This window comes from Tsukamurella sp. 1534, from assembly GCF_000312385.1.
Lineage (GTDB): Bacteria > Actinomycetota > Actinomycetes > Mycobacteriales > Mycobacteriaceae > Tsukamurella.
The window spans coordinates 1,564,925-1,583,396 of the sequence record NZ_HE997626.1; the positions used below are offsets into that span (position 1 = coordinate 1,564,925).

At 71.9% G+C, this 18,472-nt stretch carries 8 protein-coding genes; 5 read left to right on the top strand and 3 right to left on the bottom strand.

Going from position 1 to position 18,472, the window contains the following annotated elements; genetic code table 11:
- Nucleotides 1-44 precede the first annotated feature (44 nt).
- The 3 genes from BN39_RS07635 to BN39_RS07645 are packed head-to-tail and all read left to right on the top strand — an operon-like array spanning nucleotide 45 to nucleotide 12,545.
- Complete coding sequence (locus BN39_RS07635) at nucleotides 45-11,453, top strand: non-ribosomal peptide synthetase (protein WP_019201788.1); 11,409 nt, start codon at nucleotides 45-47, stop codon at nucleotides 11,451-11,453.
- Nucleotides 11,450-12,289, top strand: coding sequence for an ABC transporter permease (locus BN39_RS07640; protein ID WP_019201789.1), 840 nt, complete (start codon nucleotides 11,450-11,452; stop codon nucleotides 12,287-12,289). Before BN39_RS07635 ends, BN39_RS07640 begins: the two co-directional genes overlap by 4 nt.
- Before the next feature lie 52 nt (nucleotides 12,290-12,341).
- Nucleotides 12,342-12,545 (top strand): MbtH family protein, encoded by a 204-nt coding sequence (locus BN39_RS07645; RefSeq protein WP_019201790.1) that lies wholly within the window; start codon nucleotides 12,342-12,344, stop codon nucleotides 12,543-12,545.
- Nucleotides 12,546-12,694: 149 nt separating this feature from the next.
- Here BN39_RS07645 and BN39_RS07650 read toward each other — a convergent pair whose 3' ends face one another.
- A complete protein-coding gene (locus BN39_RS07650; RefSeq protein WP_237741631.1) occupies nucleotides 12,695-13,927 on the bottom strand; it encodes a mannosyltransferase family protein in 1,233 nt (410 codons plus the stop codon).
- 50 nt (nucleotides 13,928-13,977) lie between these two features.
- Entirely contained in the window at nucleotides 13,978-14,706 is a 729-nt protein-coding gene (locus BN39_RS07655; RefSeq protein WP_019201792.1) for a hypothetical protein, read from the bottom strand.
- A gap of 207 nt (nucleotides 14,707-14,913) precedes the next feature.
- Here BN39_RS07655 and BN39_RS07660 point away from each other — a divergent pair, with 207 nt between their 5' ends.
- Entirely contained in the window at nucleotides 14,914-16,179 is a 1,266-nt protein-coding gene (locus tag BN39_RS07660; RefSeq protein ID WP_019201793.1) for an aspartate kinase, read from the top strand.
- 3 nt (nucleotides 16,180-16,182) lie between these two features.
- Nucleotides 16,183-17,208, top strand: a complete 1,026-nt coding sequence (locus tag BN39_RS07665) for an aspartate-semialdehyde dehydrogenase (RefSeq protein ID WP_040766007.1) — start codon at nucleotides 16,183-16,185, stop codon at nucleotides 17,206-17,208.
- A 59-nt stretch (nucleotides 17,209-17,267) separates the two neighbouring features.
- On the opposite strand, the gene fahA is transcribed toward BN39_RS07665, so the two are convergent.
- Nucleotides 17,268-18,464, bottom strand: coding sequence for a fumarylacetoacetase (gene fahA, locus BN39_RS07670; RefSeq protein WP_019201795.1), 1,197 nt, complete (start codon nucleotides 18,462-18,464; stop codon nucleotides 17,268-17,270).
- Between the last annotated feature and the right edge of the window lie 8 nt (nucleotides 18,465-18,472).

Genomic DNA, 18,472 nt, shown 5'->3' on the forward strand with positions numbered 1-18,472 from the left:
CGATTGCAACTCACCCTGTTGTGCAACGACCCTAGGAGAGCTTGGTGGAGCACGAGGTGCACTCCTTGACCGGAGCCCAGTACGGAATGTGGCTCAGCCAGCAGATGTCGCCCGACGTGGCGTACACCGTTGCGCAGTACGTCGATTTCCACGGCGATCTGGACCTCGATCAGATGCGCGCCGCCACCCGGGCCGCGTCCGACGAGTTCGTCTCCCCGTACATCCGGATCGACGTCGACGAGTCCGGGGCGCCCGTGCAGCGCGTGGACCGATCGATCGACGGGGCCGCGTCGATCGTCGAGCTCGACTTCGGCGACGCGTCAGAGGAGGAGCGCGTGGCGGCGGCGGTCGAGTGGATGCGCGCGGAGTACACCCGCCCGCTCGACCTGGCCACCGACGACCTCATCATCAACAGCCTCATCCGGATCGGCGAGAAGCGCTGGTTCTGGTACGCGCGCGCCCACCACGTGGTGATCGACGGTTACGGCGCGTCCACGCTGCAGCGGCGCGTCGCCGAGCTGTACACGGCGTACGTCACCGGGGCCGAGGTGCCGCCGCTCCGGCCCACCCCGCTCGGCCCCGACGGCTTCGTCGCCGCCGAGAGGAAGTACCTCGATTCGCCGCGCTCCGAGGGGGACGGCGAGTACTGGGCCGGCGTGGTCGCCACCCTTCCCGAGGCCGCGGGCCTCGGCCGGAGGATCGCCGCGCCGTCGCCGATCAACCTGCGGCACAACGGGACCCCGTCCGCGGAGGCCGGCGCCAGGTTGGAGGCCGCGGCCGAGCGCCTGGGCACGAACCGCACGGGCCTCGTGATCGCCGCGTTCGGTGCGTACATCGCCGCCGTCGCGGGCCGCGACGAGATCTCGCTGTCGGTGCCCGTGGCCGCGCGCACCACCGCCGCGCTCCGCGGCTCCACGGGCATGACCGCCAACGTGCTCCCCGTGCCCGTGCGCGCGGGCGCGGGCGCCACCGTCTCGGACGTCATCGACGGCACCGGGCTCGACCTGCGCAACGGGCTGCGCCACCAGCTGTATCCGGCCGCCCGGATGGAGGCCCCGACGCTGCGCGACGGCGTCGTCGGCTCCACCTTCGGCGACACCATCAACATCATGATGTTCTCCACCGCCATCACGCTGGGGGAGACCGAGGGACACCTCAACCTGCTCACCTCCGGGCCCGCCGAGGACATCGCCGTCACCGTGTACGAGTCGGAACAGGGCGCTCTGCGCATCGACATGGAGGCCAACCCGGCCGGCCACTCCCTCGACGACCTGCACGCCCATCACGCGCGCTTCATGGACTACCTCGAGCGATTCGCGGCCGCGGCGGGCTCCACGCCGCTCTCGGCGCTGGCCGTCGGATCCGAGGGCGAGGAGGCCGACTGGCTCCGGTTCGCCGGGGCGGACGAGGACGCGCGGGAGGCCGCGGGCCCTTCGGTGCCGCTGCCCGATCTGCTGCGCCGCGCCGCCGCCGACCATCCGGACGGCGTGGCGGTCGTCGACGGCGATCGCACCATCACCTACGCCGACCTGGACCAGTACAGCGACCGGCTGGCGCGCTACCTCATGACGGTGGGCGCGCGGCCGGAGGAGCGCGTCGCGCTGCGCATCCCGCGCTCGCTGGAGTCCGTCATCGCGGTCTGGGCCGTCGCCAAGACCGGTGCCGCGTTCGTCCCGATCGACCCGCGCCTGCCCGCCGACCGCGCCGCGCACATCGCTGCCGCCGCCGCGCCCGTGGCCACGCTCGCACCGTCGGACCTGGCCCGCGTGTGGGGCCCGGGAGCGAACGCCGGCAGCAGCGACGCGGACTGGCCCGAGATCTCCCTCGACAACCCCGCGTACCTGATCTTCACCTCCGGCTCGACCGGCCGCCCCAAGGGCGTCAGCGTCACTCACCGCGGGCTGTCCGGCCTCGCGGCGGAACTCGTGTGCGCACACGGCCTGCGCGACGGCGCCCGCGTGATGCACTTCGTTTCGCCGGGATTCGACGCGTCCGTGCTCGAACTGCTCATGGCGGTGCAGGGCGCATCGGCCCTGGTCGTGGTGCCGCCGGACGTGTACGGCGGCGACGAGCTCGGCGAGGTTCTCGAGAAGGGCGGCGTGAACGGCGGTTTCATCACCCCCGCCGCGCTCGCCACCCTCGAGCCCGGGCAGCTGCCCGAGCTCACCTCTCTCGGCGTGGGCGGCGACACCGTCCCGCAGGCGCTGGTCGAGAAGTGGGCACCGGGGCGCACCCTGGTCAACGTCTACGGCCCCACCGAGACCACGATCGCGGTGACCCTCGGCGCGCTGTCGGGCGACGGGCCCGTGCGCCTCGGCGGCCCGATTCCCGGCACCCGCCTGTACGTGCTCGATCCGTCGTTGCGCCCCAGCCCGATCGGCGTGGCCGGCGAGCTCTACATCTCCGGGCCCGGCGTCGCGCGCGGCTACCACGGCAACCCGCGGATGACGGCGGAACGCTTCGTCGCCGATCCCTTCCGTGCCGACGGCAGCCGCATGTACCGATCGGGCGACCTCGTCCGCTGGGACCGCGACGGCGCCCTGGAGTTCCTGGGCCGCATCGACTCCCAGGTCAAGCTGCGCGGATTCCGCATCGAGCTCGGGGAGATCGACGCCGCCGTCATGCGCGTTCCGGGCACCGAGCGCGCCGTCACCGTGGTCCTCGGCGACGACACCGCGACCGCCGAACTCGTCAGCTACGTCACCGGCACCGCCGACGCCGTCGCGATCACCGCGGGCATCACGGCGGAGCTGCCCGCGTACATGGTCCCGGCCCACATCATCGTGATCGACGAGTTCCCGCTCACGGTCAACGGCAAGGTCGACCACAAGCTGCTCCCGCAGCCCGACCGCGCCGTCGTCGCCGAGACGGCGGGACGCGCACCGTCGACCGACGCGGAGAGGCTCGTGGCCGCCGCGTTCGCCGAGGTGATCCCCGGCGTCGACAAGGACAACCTGAACGTCTCCACGACCCTGTTCGATCTGGGCGGGAACTCGCTGTCCGCCACCAGGATCGCCGCCCGCCTGGGCTCGGCCACCGGCAGCCGGGTCAGCGTGGCGACGGTGTTCGCCGGCCCCACGGTCGAGGGCCTCGCGGCCGCGATCGGCGGCACCCCCGTGCCCGCCGCGCAGGCGATCGCCTCGTTCGCGGGGGCCGAACCGGAGGCCGCCCCCGAATCCGCCGCGGCGGCACCCGACTTCGAGGAGGCGGCGGAACTGCTTCCCGCGCAGCACCAGATGTGGGTGCGCAACCGGGTGAGCCCCGACGGCTCCTACCACATTCCGGTCGCCCTGCACCTGCGCGGCGACGTGGACGTCTCCGCCCTGCGCCTGGCGCTCGGCGACGTGGTGGCGCGGCACACGCCGCTGCGCACCGTCTACCGCAACGGCCCCACCTCGGGGGAACCGGAGGTGCAGGTGCTGCCCGCCGGCCCGAACCTGGTGCCGTTCACCGAGCGCACCCTGCCCCTCGACCAGCTCACCTCGGCCGCGACCGAGTACGCCGGGGATCCCTTCGATCTGGCGGCGGACGTGCCGATCCGGGCGCGGATCTACAAGATCGATCCGCGGCACCAGGTGCTGGTGCTGGTGATCCATCACATCGCGGCGGACGGTTGGTCGATGATGCCGCTCGCGGGCGAGCTCGCGATGGCGTACGCATCGCGGACGCGTGGGAAGGCGCCGAAGTTCCCGCCGCTGCCGCGCACCTACACCCAGCACGCGCGCATCTACAAGCACCGGCTCACCGGCGCCCCCCGTCACGCGCTGGACACCTTCTGGGCGAACACCCTCGCCAACCCGCCCGCGGAATCGGTTCCGCCCGCTGCGGTCCCGCGTTCCGGCGGGGTGGTCTCGGGCGCCAAGACGATCGACACCCGCGTCGCGCCCGAGATCTGGGCCGGCGTCGCCGGCCTCGCGCGGGCACACACCACCACCCCGTTCATCGTGGTGCACGCGGCGCTCGCGGCGGCGATCTCGCGGCTGTCCGGCCAGGAGGACCTGGTGATCGGCACGGCCGTCGCGGGCCGCGGCGAGGCGGAGCTCGACGGGCTCGTGGGGATGTTCGTCAACTCGATCCCGCTGCGCACCCGCACACCGCGGACCATGACGTTCGCCCAGCACCTCGCCGCCGTCAGCCGCGGCGACCTCGATGCGCTCGATCATTCGGACCTGCCGTTCGAATCGGTGCTGGAGCTGGTCGACCCGCCCCGCGCCGCCGGCCGGCACCCGATCTTCCAGGTGATGCTCAACCAGCGGCCGTTCGACACCCAGCACTTCCCGATGGCCGGGATCGACGTGGAGGTGGTGCCGGTCGACGTGCCCATCGCCCGGTTCGACCTCGAGGTCACCCTGGCCGGCGACGGCACCATCGAGCTGCGGTACGCGTCCGAGCTGTACCGCGCCGAGCAGGCCGAATCGATCCTCGACGCGCTGGTCTCCGTGCTCACCGCGGCGGGCCGCGATCCGCAGCTGACCATCGCCGACCTGCCGATCATGACGGAGGAGCGCTTCGCCGAGCTCACCCCGGTGCGGGGCGTCGACGCAGACTTCCGCACCCCGCTCGGGCAGCTCATCCGCGAGGCGGCCCGCACCTACGCCAACCGCCCCGCCGTCATCGAGGGCGACCGCGTGCTCACCTACCGCGAGCTGTACGCCGACGCCCGCACCGTTGCCGCGGCGGTCCTCGCCGCGGGATCGCGCCCGGGCGAGGCCGTGCTCACGGATCTGCCCCGCTCCATCTCGTCGGTCACCGCCTTCTGGGGCATCACGCTGGCCGGCGCCGCGGTCGCGCCCGTCGACCCGAAGTACCCGCAGGAACGCCGCGATTACATCGCCGAGGACGTCCGCGCCCGTGTGGGCGTCACCGCGACCGGCGGCGCTCCCGGCCTGAACTGGGTGGCCCTGGACCGCCTCGACGGAGACGGGTACGACCCGCAGATCGTGCCCAACCTGGACGACGCCGCGTACGTCATCTACACCTCCGGCTCCACCGGGAAGCCGAAGGGCACCGTGGTCACCCACCGCGGCCTCGCGAACTTCGCCGAGGAACTGCACGTGCGCCTGCAGACCGGCGCAGACACCCGCGTGATGGCCTTCGCGTCCACCGCGTTCGACGCCACCGTCCTCGAACACCTCCTGGCGATCCGCGTCGGAGCCCCGCTGGTCATCGTGCCTCCGGGCACCACCGGAGGTAGGGAACTGGAACGCGTCATCGCCGATCACGGTGTGACGCACGGTTTCCTGACGCCCTCCACGCTGGCCACCCTCGACCCCGCGGCCGTGCCGTCGTGGAGTCACGTACTCGCGGGCGGCGAGGCGATCAACCCGGGGCTCGCAGCCAAGTGGAGCGCCGGCCGGCGCCTGCACAACGGCTACGGGCCCACCGAGACCACGATCATGACCGCGATCTCGGACGCCCTCTCCGGGGACGGGCGGGTGCCGATCGGCCCGCCGGTCCGCGGCCAGGGCCTGCTCGTCCTCGACGAGGAACTGCGCCCCGTGCCCGTGGGCATGGCCGGCGAGCTCTACGTGGCGGGACCGCAACTGGCGCGCGGCTACCACCGCCGCCCGCAGCTCACCGCGTCGCGGTTCGTCGCGAACCCGTACGGCGCACCCGGTGATCGCATGTACCGCACCGGCGACGTGGTGCGCTGGACCCGCGACGACGCCGGCAAGCTGGTCGTCGACTTCGTGGGCCGCAACGACTTCCAGGTGAAGATCCGCGGTATCCGGATCGAGCTGGGCGAGATCGATGCGACCATCGGCACGATGCCGGGCGTCGACTTCGTGACCACACAGGTCCGCCCGGGACCCGACGGAGAGCCCGCGCTCGTCGCGTACGTCAAGGGCGTCTCGATCGAACCGAACTCGGTGCGCGCGTTCGTGCGCACCCGCCTGCCGGGCTTCATGGTGCCCGCCGCGGTCGTCCCGATCGACGCGGTACCGATGGGCAGCACCGGCAAGCTCGACAACGCCGCCCTGCCCGCGCCGCGGTTCGGCGGCACCGGCGACACCGCCGCCACCCCGACCACTCCGGGCGAGGCGCGCGTTGTCGAGGCGTTCCGCAAGGTGCTGGGCAACAACGCGATCGGCGTGGACGACGACTTCTTCGACCTCGGCGGGAACTCGCTCTCCGCCAACGAGCTCGTGGGGTTGCTGGGCAACGGTATCGAGGTGCGCACGGTGTTCGATCTGCGCACCCCGTCGGCCATCGCGTCGGCACTGACCGGAGATCCCGACCGGATCACCGATGAGGACGCCCTCGAGGACCAGGGCCTGCGCCGAGTGCAGCGCGGCGACCGGATGCCGCTGTCGTCCGCACAGGAGCGGATGTGGCTGCAGAACAAGATCGACCCGGGCCCGACCTACAACATCGGCGCCGCCTTCCTGGCCAGCCGCCCCGTCGACAAGGGCGTGCTCGACGCCGCGCTGCGCGACGTGCTCGCTCGGCACGAGAGCCTCCGGACCCGCTATCCCTCCGGCTCCGAGGGGCCGTACCAGGAGATCCTCTCCGCGAACTCCACCGAGGTGCAGTCCTTCGCGGCCGAATTCGGCACGGCGACGTCCGGCGTCGCGGGCCAGGAGGCCGCGATCGAGGAGTTCGTCGCGCGCCCGTTCGCGCTGAACCGCGATCTGCCGCTGCGAGTGATGACGGCACCCACCGGCAAGGGGTCGATCCTCGCCATCGCGGTGCACCACATCGCCGCCGACGGGGCCTCCGTGGTCCCGCTGACCCGCGACCTCATGACGGCCTACCTGGCGCGGACCGGCGGCGGCGAGCCGCACTGGGCGGAGCTGCCGTTGCAGTACGCCGATTACGCCGTGTGGCAACGCGGTCAGGTCGACAAGGACGCCGGCGCGGTGGACTACTTCGCCGAGCGCCTGGCGGGCATCCCCGAGGAGAGCTCGTTCCCCGCCGACGGGCCGCGGCCGACGATCGGCTCCACGGACGCGGGCGAGGTGGCCTTGGTGCTGCCGCAGGCGGACCGGGATGCTTTGGCGGACTTCGCCGGCCGGCGCGGTGTCTCGATGTTCATGGTCCTGCACGCGGCCCTCGCCGCGTTGTTGCACCGCGTCAACGGATCCGACGACGTGGTGGTCGGTACCCCGGTGATCGGCCGGACCGATCGCAGGCTGCGCGACGTGGTCGGCATGTTCGTCAACACGGTGGCGCTGCGGACCCGGGTCACCGGGACCGAGAGCTTCGGCGCGCTGGTCGACCGCATCCGGAGCGGCGACCTCGACGACCTCGTGCACGCGACCGCGCCGTTCGAGCGGGTCATCGAGGCCCTCGCACCGCCGCGCAGCCGCGACCGGCACCCGGTGTTCCAGGTGGTGCTGAGCCATCAGAACCTCGGTGACCCGCTGAGCGTGATCACGACCGACGGAGCCGGCGTCTTCGAGTTGGATCCGCTCCCGCTCGCCGCCGCGACCACCACCTTCGACGCCACCTTCGAGGTGCGCGAGGTGGAGGACGGCCTCCGGTTCAACCTGCGCTACCGCAGCGACCTGTACAAGCCGGGCACCGCGGAGGGCATCGTCGCCCGCCTGGTGCGGCTCGCCATGGCCGGCGTGGCCCATCCGGACACACCCGTCGCCGATCTGCCGGTACTGCTTCCCACTGAGGAGGAGCTGTTCCTCCGCGCCACGAGTTCGGTGGAGCCGCAGACGATGTCGGACATCCTGGCGCGTGCCGTGCGGCAGCGCCCGGCAGGTCCGGCCCTGCGCGACGGCACCCTCACGTACACCTACGCCGAGCTCGACTCCGCCGTCTCGGCGCTCGCGAACCGCCTCGGCAGCCTCGGCGTCGGGCCCGGAACCAGGGTGGCCGTGGCCGTTCCGCGGTCCGCGGCCTCCGTCGTCGCGTTCTGGGCGGTCGCCCGGGCCGGCGCCGTGTACGTGCCGATCGACCCGAGCTACCCGGCCGAGCGGATCCGGTACATCCTCGACGATGCCCGACCCGCGCTCGGCCTGACGGTCCGCGAGGCGCAGGCGGGCCTGCCGGGGGACGTGGAGTGGGTGACGGTGGACCAGTCCACCTCCCGCGTCCAGCGCCCGTCGGCGGAACAGCCGGCCGTCGCGGTCGACGACCCCGCCTACGTGATCTACACGTCCGGCTCCACCGGGCGCCCCAAGGGCGTCGTCGTGGCGCATCGCGGGCTCGCCGCGATGGCGGACACCCTGGTGCGCCGGCACGCCGTGGGCAACGGCGCGCGGGTCCTCCACTTCGCCTCGCCGAGCTTCGACGCGTCGATCCTGGAGCTCCTGCTGGCGACCTGGTCGAGGGCGGAGCTCGTGGTGGCGCCGACGACCCTCTACGGCGGCTCCCCGCTGGGGGAGTTCCTGGCGGAGAACGAGGTCACCCACGCGTTCATCACCCCTGCGGCCCTCGCCACCGTGCCGGAGCGGGACCTCCCGCTGCTCGAGGCGCTGAGCGTGGGCGGCGACGCCCTGCAGAGCGAGCTGGCGCGGCGGTGGTCGCACGGTCGCATCCTGATCAACGCCTACGGCCCCACCGAGGTGACGATCGCCGCCACCATGGGGCAGGTCGACCCCGACAACGTGGGCATCGGCAGCGCCGTCAGCGATGCGCAGCTGATGATCTGCGATGAACGCCTCAACCTGGTGGCGCCGGGCACCGTCGGCGAGCTGTACGTCGCGGGACCCGGTGTGGCGCACGGCTACCTGGACCGCCCCGACCTCACCGCATCCCGGTTCGTGGCCAACCCGTACAACGATGCGCAGGGCTACAAGCGGATGTACCGGACGGGCGACCTGGTGCGCTGGCGCGCCGACGACGCCGGCGAGCCCGTGCTCGAGTTCGTCGGCCGCAGCGACGATCAGCTCAAGGTGCGGGGATTCCGGGTGGAGCCCGGCGAGGTCGCGGCGGCCGTCGAGAGCCACCCCGCGGTACGCCAGGCGGTGGTCGTCGTGGACCGCGGCGACGGTTCGCTCGCGGCGCAGGCCGCGGCCAGGCTGGTCGCGTACTACGTGGCGGACGGCGTGCTCACCGCCGAGGCACTGCGCGAGCACGTCTCGGATCGCCTTCCGCGCCACATGGTCCCGACGGTGTTCCAGCGGATCGACGAGGTGCCGCTCACCGCGCACGGCAAGACCGACCTCAAGGCCCTGCCGCCGGTGAGCGCGGAGCGCGCCGAGACGCGGGATTCGGCCGAGCCGGAGCTCGAGGTGCCGTCCTCGCTCGCCGGTCTGGTGTCCCTCGCCCCCGCGGAGCGCATCGCGCCGAAGCCGGACTCCGAGCCCGAACCCGAGCCGGAATCGGCGCCGGATCCGAAGCCGGGCCCGAAGGCGGAGCCCAGCACGCGGGCGGCGCAGGGCGCGAAACCCACGCCGCTGCGCGCGGTCCCGGCGCCGGCGTCGTCCGCGGGGCTCGAAACCGCCGTCGCGGAGATCCTGGCGGACGTGCTCGGCGCGGCGTCCCTCGCCCCGGAGGACGACTTCTTCGCGGCGGGCGGCACCTCGCTGCAGGCCGCGATCGCGGTGGACCGGCTGCGCGAGAAGTTCGACGCGGAGGACGCCAGCATCCGCTGGTTCTTCGAGGACGCCACCGTGGGCTCGATCGCGGCGCGCCTCGCCGGCGCGCCGGCGCCCGTCGAGACGACGGCCGTGATCACCGGGGTGGCGGCGGATTCCGACACCGCCATCACCGACCCGATCCTGCCTCTGCGCGCCGGAACCGCCGGCGTGGACCCCCTGTACTGCGTGCACCCCGCGGTCGGCCTGGCGTGGAACTACCTGGGGCTCAGCAGCAGCCTGGATCCGAGCATCCCGATCATCGGGCTGCAGGCGCCGGGGATCTCGCACCCGATGCCGCCCGCGGACTCCATCAAGGAGCTCGCGCGCAACTACGTGCGCGCGATCCGGGCGAGCCGTCCCCACGGCCCGTACAACCTGCTGGGGTGGAGCCTCGGCGGGCTCATCGCGCACGAGATGGCGGTGGAGCTGCGGGGCCTGGGCGAGAAGGTGAACCTCGCGCTCATGGACGCGTACCCGCTCAACGACTACCGCGGTCCGCGCGAGGAGATGTCCATCGCGGCGCTGTTGCGCGAGTTCGTCGGCCTCGACGTCCCCGAGGACGCCGAGCTCACCGCCGACGACGCGCTGGACCTGCTGGCCACCGCCGGCGGCCCCGCGCGGGAGCTCTCCCGCGGCCAGATGGAGCGGCTGCTGTCGAATTACAAGCACAACACGCTGCTCGGCTACTCGCACCTCCCGCGTGAGTACGACGGCAACGTACTGGTGTTCCGCGCGACGCAGCAGCCCGTCGGCGGGCTGGTGCCGCAGCTGTGGCGCCCGTTCGTGACCGGCCTGGTGCAGGTGCACGACATCGAGGCGACGCACAACCAGCTGGGATCGGCACCCGCGATCGACGAGATCGCGCGCACGATGAACGTGTTCCTCACGGGCAACTACACGGCCGTGGTCGCGTCGAAGAGCAAGACCATCGACGATTCCACGCCGCTGGTGAGCGTGCGCGGCCTCGCGCGCAAGTACGGCCGTGGCAAGAAGGCCGTCTACGCGCTCAACGGGGTCGATCTGGACATCGCGCCGGGCAGTGTGCACGCGCTGCTGGGCCCGAACGGCGCCGGCAAGACGACCACCGTGAAGATCATCTCGACGCTCATGAAGCCCTCGTCGGGCACGGTGACGATCGACGGTGTCGACGCGCTCGCCGACCCCCGCAAGGCCCGCTCGATCATCGGCCTCTCGGGCCAGTACTCGGCCGTCGACGAGAACCTCACCGGCCGCGAGAACCTCGAGATGTTCGCCCGGCTCTACGGTTTCGACAAGACGTCGGCGAAGGCGCGGGCCATCGAGCTGCTCAAGCAGTTCCGGCTCACCAACGCCGCCGACCGCCCGTCGGGCACCTACTCGGGCGGTATGCGCCGGCGCCTGGACCTGGCGGGCGCGATCATCGCCCGGCCGCGGCTCGTGGTGCTCGACGAGCCCACCACCGGCCTCGACCCGCGCAGCCGCAAGGACGTGTGGGACGTGATCGCGCGGCTGAGCAAGGAGGACGGGATCTCCGTGCTGCTCACCACGCAGTACCTGGACGAGGCGGAGATCCTCGCCGACCTGGTGACGATCATCGACCAGGGCCGGATCATCCGCAGCGGCACCGTCCCTGAGCTGAAATCGGCTGCGGCGGCGGACCTGATCCAGATCGGGTTGCGGGAACGGGATCGCGTCACCGCGTGGCCGATCCTGGCGCGGCACGCGATCGACGGCACCGCGATCCGCGAGGCCTCCGGGCTGTGCGCGATCCGCGTGGCGGACGGGCAGCACAAGCTGGTCGCCGTCCTGGACGACCTGCGCGAGGCGGGTGTCCAGGCCGAGACCGCGATGGTCCGCGAGGCCACCCTGGACGACGTGTTCTTCGCCCTCACCGGCGAGGACGCGAACAAGTCGAGCTCGGAGGAGTCGAACCGATGACCGCGATCACCTTCCCGCAGGAGCGGCAGTCCTCGCTCGCCGGTTTCGTCAGCGACTGCGCCGTGATGACCCGGCGCAACCTCACGACGCTGGTGCGCATCCCGCAGCTGCTGCTGGCGGCCACCGTGCAGCCGATCATGTTCGTGCTGCTGTTCAGCTACGTGTTCGGCTCCGCGCTGGGCGGCGAGGTGGGCGGCGCCCACTACCGGGAGTTCCTGCTCGGCGGCATCCTGGTGCAGACGGTCGCCTTCGCCTCCGCGACCACCGCGATCGGCGTCGCGTCCGACATGAAGAACGGCATCATCGACCGGTTCTGTTCGCTGCCCATGTCCCGCCTGTCGATCATGGTGGGGCGCACCGTCTCCGACCTCGTGGTCAACGTGATCAGCATCGCCGTGATGCTCGGCGTCGGACTCATCGTGGGCTGGCGGATGCGCGGCGACTGGGGCGACGCGTTGCTCTCGCTGGCCGTGCTCCTGCTGTTCGGTTTCGCGATGTCCTGGCTGGGTGCCCTCATCGGGCTCATGGTGTCGACGCCGGAGTCCGCGCAGGCCGCCCTGATGATCGTGATGTTCCCCATCGCCTTCATCTCCTCGGCGTTCATCGCCGCGGGCGACCTCCCCGGACCGCTGCGCACCATCGCGGCGTGGAATCCGGTGACCGCGATGGCCCGCTCCCTGCGCGAGGCGTTCGGAAACCCGCTGAGCCCCAAACCCGTGATGGACGAGCCCATCAACTGGGCGTCGGAGCACGCGACCGCGTACGCGGCCATCAGCTCCGTCGCGATGATCGTCATCCTCGTGCCGCTCGCCGCCCGCGCCTACATGCGGCACTAGCGGCCCACAGACCACCCGTCCCCATATCCCTCCGAACAAGGAGTCACGAAAAATGAACAACCCCTTCGACAACGAATCCGGCGAGTTCCTCGTCCTCGTCAACGACGAGGGCCAGCATTCGCTGTGGCCGACGTTCCGCGAGGCGCCGAACGGATGGACCGTGACCTTCGGGGAGGGCGGCCGGTCGCGCACCGAGTGCCTCGAGTACATCGAGAACGCCTGGACGGACATCCGCCCGCTCAGCCTGCGCGCCTGACCCGCAGCCGCTCACGCCACAGGGCGCGCCCGCGCCCGACCGACGCCGGCCTCCCCGTCGCCCCCTCGTGCCGCCTCACCGGGCGCGACGGTGCGCCGCGGGAGGCCGTCGTGCGCCGGGGCCGCGGACGCCCGCTGGGTACCGGCCCGTCACACGGCGTGCGGGTACACGCTGACCATGTGCGCGCCGTACCAGCAGGTGACCGTCACGATCCCGACGCACGTCCAGGCTCTGGCGGGCTTCGACGTACGCGCGAGCGCGACGGCGATCGGCACCAGGAGCACGAACGCGGGCAGCAGGAGCCGCGGCCGCGACATCATCAGCCCGCCGGAGCCCAGCAGCGAGATCACGACGAGCGTCCCGTAGAGCGTGACGGGCCACGGCATGCGCGCGCGGATCGCGATCACGATGAGGACGATCGACGCGGCGAGCAGCGCGACCACCGAGAGATCGGCGATGTCGGAGCCGTTGATGAGGGTGTAGTTGACGAACTGCCACGTCTGCACCCCCAGGTCGAACGTCGTGCCCCAGCCGTCCGTCTGGACGCGGAACCACCCCGTGAGGCTTCCCGTGTGTTGCGCGACGATGAGCAGGTACGTCACCCATCCCACCGGCGTGAGCAGGATGCACAGGCCGGCCCGGATCCGCTCGGCGCCGCTCGTCGTGATCACCGCGAGCAGTGCCGCGAGCGCGACCACCCCGATGAGCACGATCGACGTGGGACGGCAGAACCCGGCGAGCAGCGTGCAGATCCCGGCCACGATCCACTTGCGCTCCAGGACCCCCACCAGCGCCCAGCCGGCGAGGGCGCAGTACAGGGCCTCGGTGTAGGCCATCGTGAGCACGATCGACATCGGGGCCGCGGCGAACAGCACCGTCGTCATCAGGCCGGCGCGCTCGGCGTACCGATCGGAGATCTGCGGCATGTACTCGACGCACAACCGGCCCAGCCGGTAGGCGGCCACCGCCGCGGCGCAACCGAGCAGCAGGTTCACGGTGAGGGCGGCGCGGTAGGCGTCGAAGCCGGGCAACTGGGCGACGGCCCGCACCAGCATCGGGAAACCGGGGAAGAAGGCGTACGCGGTGTCGGCCGTGTGTTCGCCGCGCGCGTCCACGAACCGCCACGGCATGTCGTTGTAGCCGTAGGTGGCCAGGCCGATCATCCACTTGCCGTCCCACGCGGTGAGCAGGTCGGCGAGGTTCTGGTTGCGGAGCTGAGCGAACCGCGCGAGCACGGCCAGCCCGATACCGCGGATCGCGAGGTAGTAGGCGATGGGCACCCAGACCGAGCGGGTGCGGTCGATCAGGGTGCGCGGCGCCGCATCGGCCTGGGCTTTCGCGTCGGCTTCGGCGAGGTCGGGGGCGGTCGGCACGCGTTGCATCGTACCGAGGCGCCGGCGCGGAGCCGCGGGACGACGCGCGCCGGCGGCGGTCACGGGGCGGCTTTGCGCACGATCCCGCACGTGACCCGGTCGGTGCCGGTCCGGTTGCTCAGCTCCTTGCCGTCCACGGAGATCGAACAGGACACGGGGCCGGTGCCGTTGACCTCCATCGTCATCTTCTCTCCCAGGTTCAGGCTGCCCTGCCATTCCCACGGCAGCCCGCCGACCGCGGGGATCTGCTCGGCCGGGACGCCGCCGAACGCGATGACGCCCGGTCCGCTGCCGGTCGCCTTGAGCTTCACCGGCACGGACGTCGTGCCGCCCGCCGCGGCGGTGGTCGGCGGGGTGGTGGTGACGAACCCGTCGGACTGCGGGGCGGGCGTCGTGCTCGCCGGCGCCGGCGAGGTGCTGGTGGGCGCGCCCGAGGTCGGCGGTGCCGTCCCGAACGTGACGGGCGAGGCCGTCTGGGCGTCGTCGTCGCGCAGCGCCAGGCCGGCGCCGACCGCGGCGGCGACCGCGAGGACCGCGACCACCGTGGTCAGGACGATCACCAGCCCCTTCTTCCCGCCGCCACCCGGCGGGCCCGGGGGAGGCCCGGGCTGCGGGCCGAACCCCTGGGGCCCCGGCTGCTGTCCCGGCGGATACCAGCCCTGCTGGTAGCCGGGCTGCTGCGCCGGTTGCTGCACGGTGGGCTGGTACGGCCCGGGCTGCTGGTACGGGCCACCGGGGTGCTGCCCGGGGTGCTGCCCGGGGCTCTGGCCTCCGCCGTACGGGTTCATCGGTTCTCCTCGCGTCGCCGTCCCGCCGATTATCCGCATCCGCGCTGAACGGCGGGTTGCGCACCGCTTGGACGCCGCCTCCCGCGCGGTCGTCGCCGGGCACCGTCGAACGGCGGGAATCGGGAGGCCCGGACGACACCCTGGGGACGAAGAAACCCTGGTCGGTAAGATCGAGGGGCAACTACGCGCGCAACGGAAAGGTTTCCAGTGGCACTCGTCGTCCAGAAGTACGGGGGCAGTTCCGTCGCCTCCGCCGAACGGATCCGCCGCGTGGCCGAACGGATCGTGGAGACGAAGCGCGCCGGAAACGACGTGGTCGTCGTGGTGTCCGCCATGGGCGACACCACCGATGAGCTCCTCGACCTCGCGAACCAGGTCTGCCCCGCGCCGCCCGCGCGTGAGATGGACATGCTGCTCACCTCGGGCGAGCGCATCTCCAACGCGCTCGTCGCCATGGCGATCCACTCGCTCGGCGCCGAGGCGCAGTCCTTCACGGGCTCGCAGGCCGGCGTGATCACCACGAGCAAGCACGGCGCCGCGAAGATCATCGACGTCACCCCGGGCCGCGTCCAGGCCGCCATCGACGACGGCAAGATCGTGCTCGTCGCCGGCTTCCAGGGCGTCTCCCAGGACACCAAGGACGTCACCACGCTCGGCCGCGGCGGCTCCGACACGACCGCGGTGGCGCTCGCCGCCGCTCTCAACGCCGACGTCTGCGAGATCTACACCGACGTCGACGGCATCTACACCGCAGACCCGCGCATCGTGCCCAACGCGCGGCATCTCGACAAGGTCTCCTTCGAGGAGATGCTGGAGATGGCCGCCTGCGGCGCGAAGGTGCTCATGCTCCGCTGCGTGGAATACGCCCGCGGCGCCAACGTTCCCGTTCATGTGCGCTCGTCGTACTCGACCAAGCCCGGCACCATCGTGGCCGGCTCAATGGAGGACATCCCCGTGGAAGAGGCAATTCTCACCGGCGTCGCCCACGATCGCAGCGAGGCCAAGATCACCGTCGTCGGCCTGGAGGACAAGCCCGGCTACGCCGCGCGCGTGTTCCGCGCCATCGCCGACGCCGAGATCAACATCGACATGGTGCTGCAGAACGTGTCGAAGATCGACACCGGCCGCACCGACATCACGTTCACGCTGCCGCGCGAGCTGGGCCCGCTCGGCGTCGAGAAGCTCGAGGCACTGCGCAAGGAGGTCGGCTTCGACTCGGTCGTCTACGACGACCACGTCGGCAAGGTCTCGCTGGTCGGCGCCGGTATGAAGAGCCACCCGGGCGTCACGGCCACCTTCTGTGAGGCGCTGTCGCAGGCCGGCATCAACATCGAGCTCATCTCCACCTCGGAGATCCGCATCTCGGTGCTGATCCGCGACACCGAGCTCGACGAGGCCGTCAAGGTCCTGCACGACGCCTTCGACCTCGGCACCGACGAAGAGGCCACCGTCTACGCCGGAACGGGGCGATAGGGCATGGGTGTACGCGTAGGAGTCGTCGGCGCCACCGGCCAGGTGGGCGCCGTCATGCGCCAGCTGCTGCTGGACCGGAACTTCCCGGCCGACGAGGTGCGGTTCTTCGCGTCCTCGCGGTCGGCGGGTAAGAAGCTGCCCTTCGGCGACCGCGAGATCGTCGTGGAGGACGCCGAGACCGCGGACCCGACGGGGCTCGACATCGCGCTGTTCAGCGCGGGCGCCACGATGTCCCGGGTGCAGGCGCCGCGGTTCGCCGCCGCCGGCGTCACGGTGATCGACAACTCGAGCGCCTTCCGCAAGGACCCCGACGTGCCGCTCGTGGTCTCGGAGGTGAACCCGGAGCAGGTCAAGGACCTGAAGAAGGGCATCATCGCCAACCCGAACTGCACCACCATGGCGGCGATGCCGGTGCTCAAGGTGCTGCACGACGAGGCGGGCTTGCAGCGGCTCATCGTCTCCTCGTACCAGGCCGTGTCCGGATCGGGCCTGGCCGGCGTCGAGGAGCTCGCCACCCAGGTGCGCGCGGTGGCCGACGACGCGGAGAAGCTGGTGCACGACGGTTCGGCCGTCGAGTTCCCCGCGCCGAACAAGTACGTGGCGCCGATCGCCTTCAACGTGCTTCCGCTGGCCGGCGCCATCGTGGACGACGGCTCCGGCGAGACCGACGAGGACCAGAAGCTGCGCAACGAGTCGCGCAAGATCCTGGGCCTGCCGGACCTGCTGGTGAGCGGCACCTGCGTGCGCGTGCCGGTGTTCACCGGCCACTCGCTGTCGATCAACGCCGAGTTCGCACAACCCCTGTCGGTGGAGAGGGCGCAGGAGCTGCTGGGCTCTGCGGCCGGGGTGAAGCTCGTCGACGTGCCCACGCCGCTCGCCGCCGCGGGCGCCGACGATTCGCTGGTCGGCCGCATCCGTCAGGATCCGGGCGCGCCGGAGGGGCGCGGCCTCGCGCTGTTCATCAGCGGCGACAACCTGCGGAAGGGCGCGGCGCTCAACACTGTCCAGATCGCGGAACTGCTGGTCTGACAGAACGGAACGAACGGCCCACGGAGAGCGCTCCGTGGGCCGTTCGTCGTTCCCCCGGGTCAGGCGGGCGACGGGGCGATCCGCCCCGTCACCTCGCCGAGATCGATGCGCCCGCCGCCGGGCGCCGGCGCGGTGGCGCGGAGGGTGACGGTGTCACCGTCCTCCAGGAACGTGCGCTCGGTCCCGTCGGCCAGGCGGAGCGGCTCCGCGCCGTTCCAGGTGAGCTCGATGAACGAGCCGCGCTGATCGCGCTCGGGGCCGGAGATCGTGCCGGAGGCGAACAGGTCGCCGGTGCGGAGCCGGGCGCCGTTCGACGTCATGTGCGCGAGCATCTGCGCGGGGGACCAGTACATCTGCCCGTACGGTGGGCGGGAGACGATCTGGCCGTTGAGCTCCACCTCGAGAGCGATGTCCAGGCCCCACGGCTCCTCGTCGACCAGGTGCGGCAGCGGGGCCAGGTCCTGCGCGGGAGTCGCCGTGCGCGCGGCGCCGAGCGCCTCCAGCGGCACGACCCACGGTGAGACCGAGGTCGCGAAGCTCTTGCCCAGGAACGGGCCCAGCGGCACGTACTCCCACGCCTGGATGTCGCGGGCGGACCAATCGTTGACCAGGCACACGCCGAACACGTGCTCGGCGAAACCGCCGGTGCCCACGGGCTTTCCGGCCTCGCTCGGCGCGCCGACCACGAAGCCGAGCTCCGCCTCGATGTCGAGACGCACGGAGGGCCCGAACACCGGCGCTTCGTCCGACGGTGCCTTCCGCTGCCCGGCGGGCCGGACCACCGGGGTCCCGGAGGAGACGACAGTGCCCGCGCGGCCGTGGTAGCCCACGGGCAGATGCTTCCAGTTCGGTAGCAGCGCAGCGGCATCCGGCCGGAACATGCGTCCGAGGTTGGTGGCGTGCTGCTCGCTGGCGTAGAAGTCCACGTAATCGGCGACCTCGAACGGAAGCCGGAGCGCGACGTCCGCGAGCGGGTGGAGGGCCGCGGCGTGCGCCGCCTCCCCGGCGGGATCGGTGAGCAGCGCGACGATCTCGGCGCGTACACCGCGCCACGCGGCGGGACCGAGCGCGAGGAACGGGTTGAGCGAGTCCGCCGAGAATACCGGATCATTCAGCGCCGCGGCGAGATCCAGGACGTGGTCGCCGATCCGCACGCCGACGCGCGGGTCGCCGCCGGCGGGCGTGAACACGCCGTAGGGAAGGTTGTCGACGCCGAATCCGGAGCCGGCGGGGACGGGGGCCCAGGTGGTGGTCACAGTGTGGT

Bases quoted from the DNA above. Each gene is read 5' to 3' on its own strand.
- BN39_RS07665 (WP_040766007.1), top strand. From the start codon at position 16,183: ATGGGTGTACGCGTAGGAGTCGTCGGCGCCACCGGCCAGGTGGGCGCC.
- BN39_RS07645 (WP_019201790.1), top strand. From the start codon at position 12,342: ATGAACAACCCCTTCGACAACGAATCCGGCGAGTTCCTCGTCCTCGTC.
- BN39_RS07640 (WP_019201789.1), top strand. From the start codon at position 11,450: ATGACCGCGATCACCTTCCCGCAGGAGCGGCAGTCCTCGCTCGCCGGT.
- BN39_RS07655 (WP_019201792.1), bottom strand. From the start codon at position 14,706: ATGAACCCGTACGGCGGAGGCCAGAGCCCCGGGCAGCACCCCGGGCAG.
- BN39_RS07650 (WP_237741631.1), bottom strand. From the start codon at position 13,927: ATGCAACGCGTGCCGACCGCCCCCGACCTCGCCGAAGCCGACGCGAAA.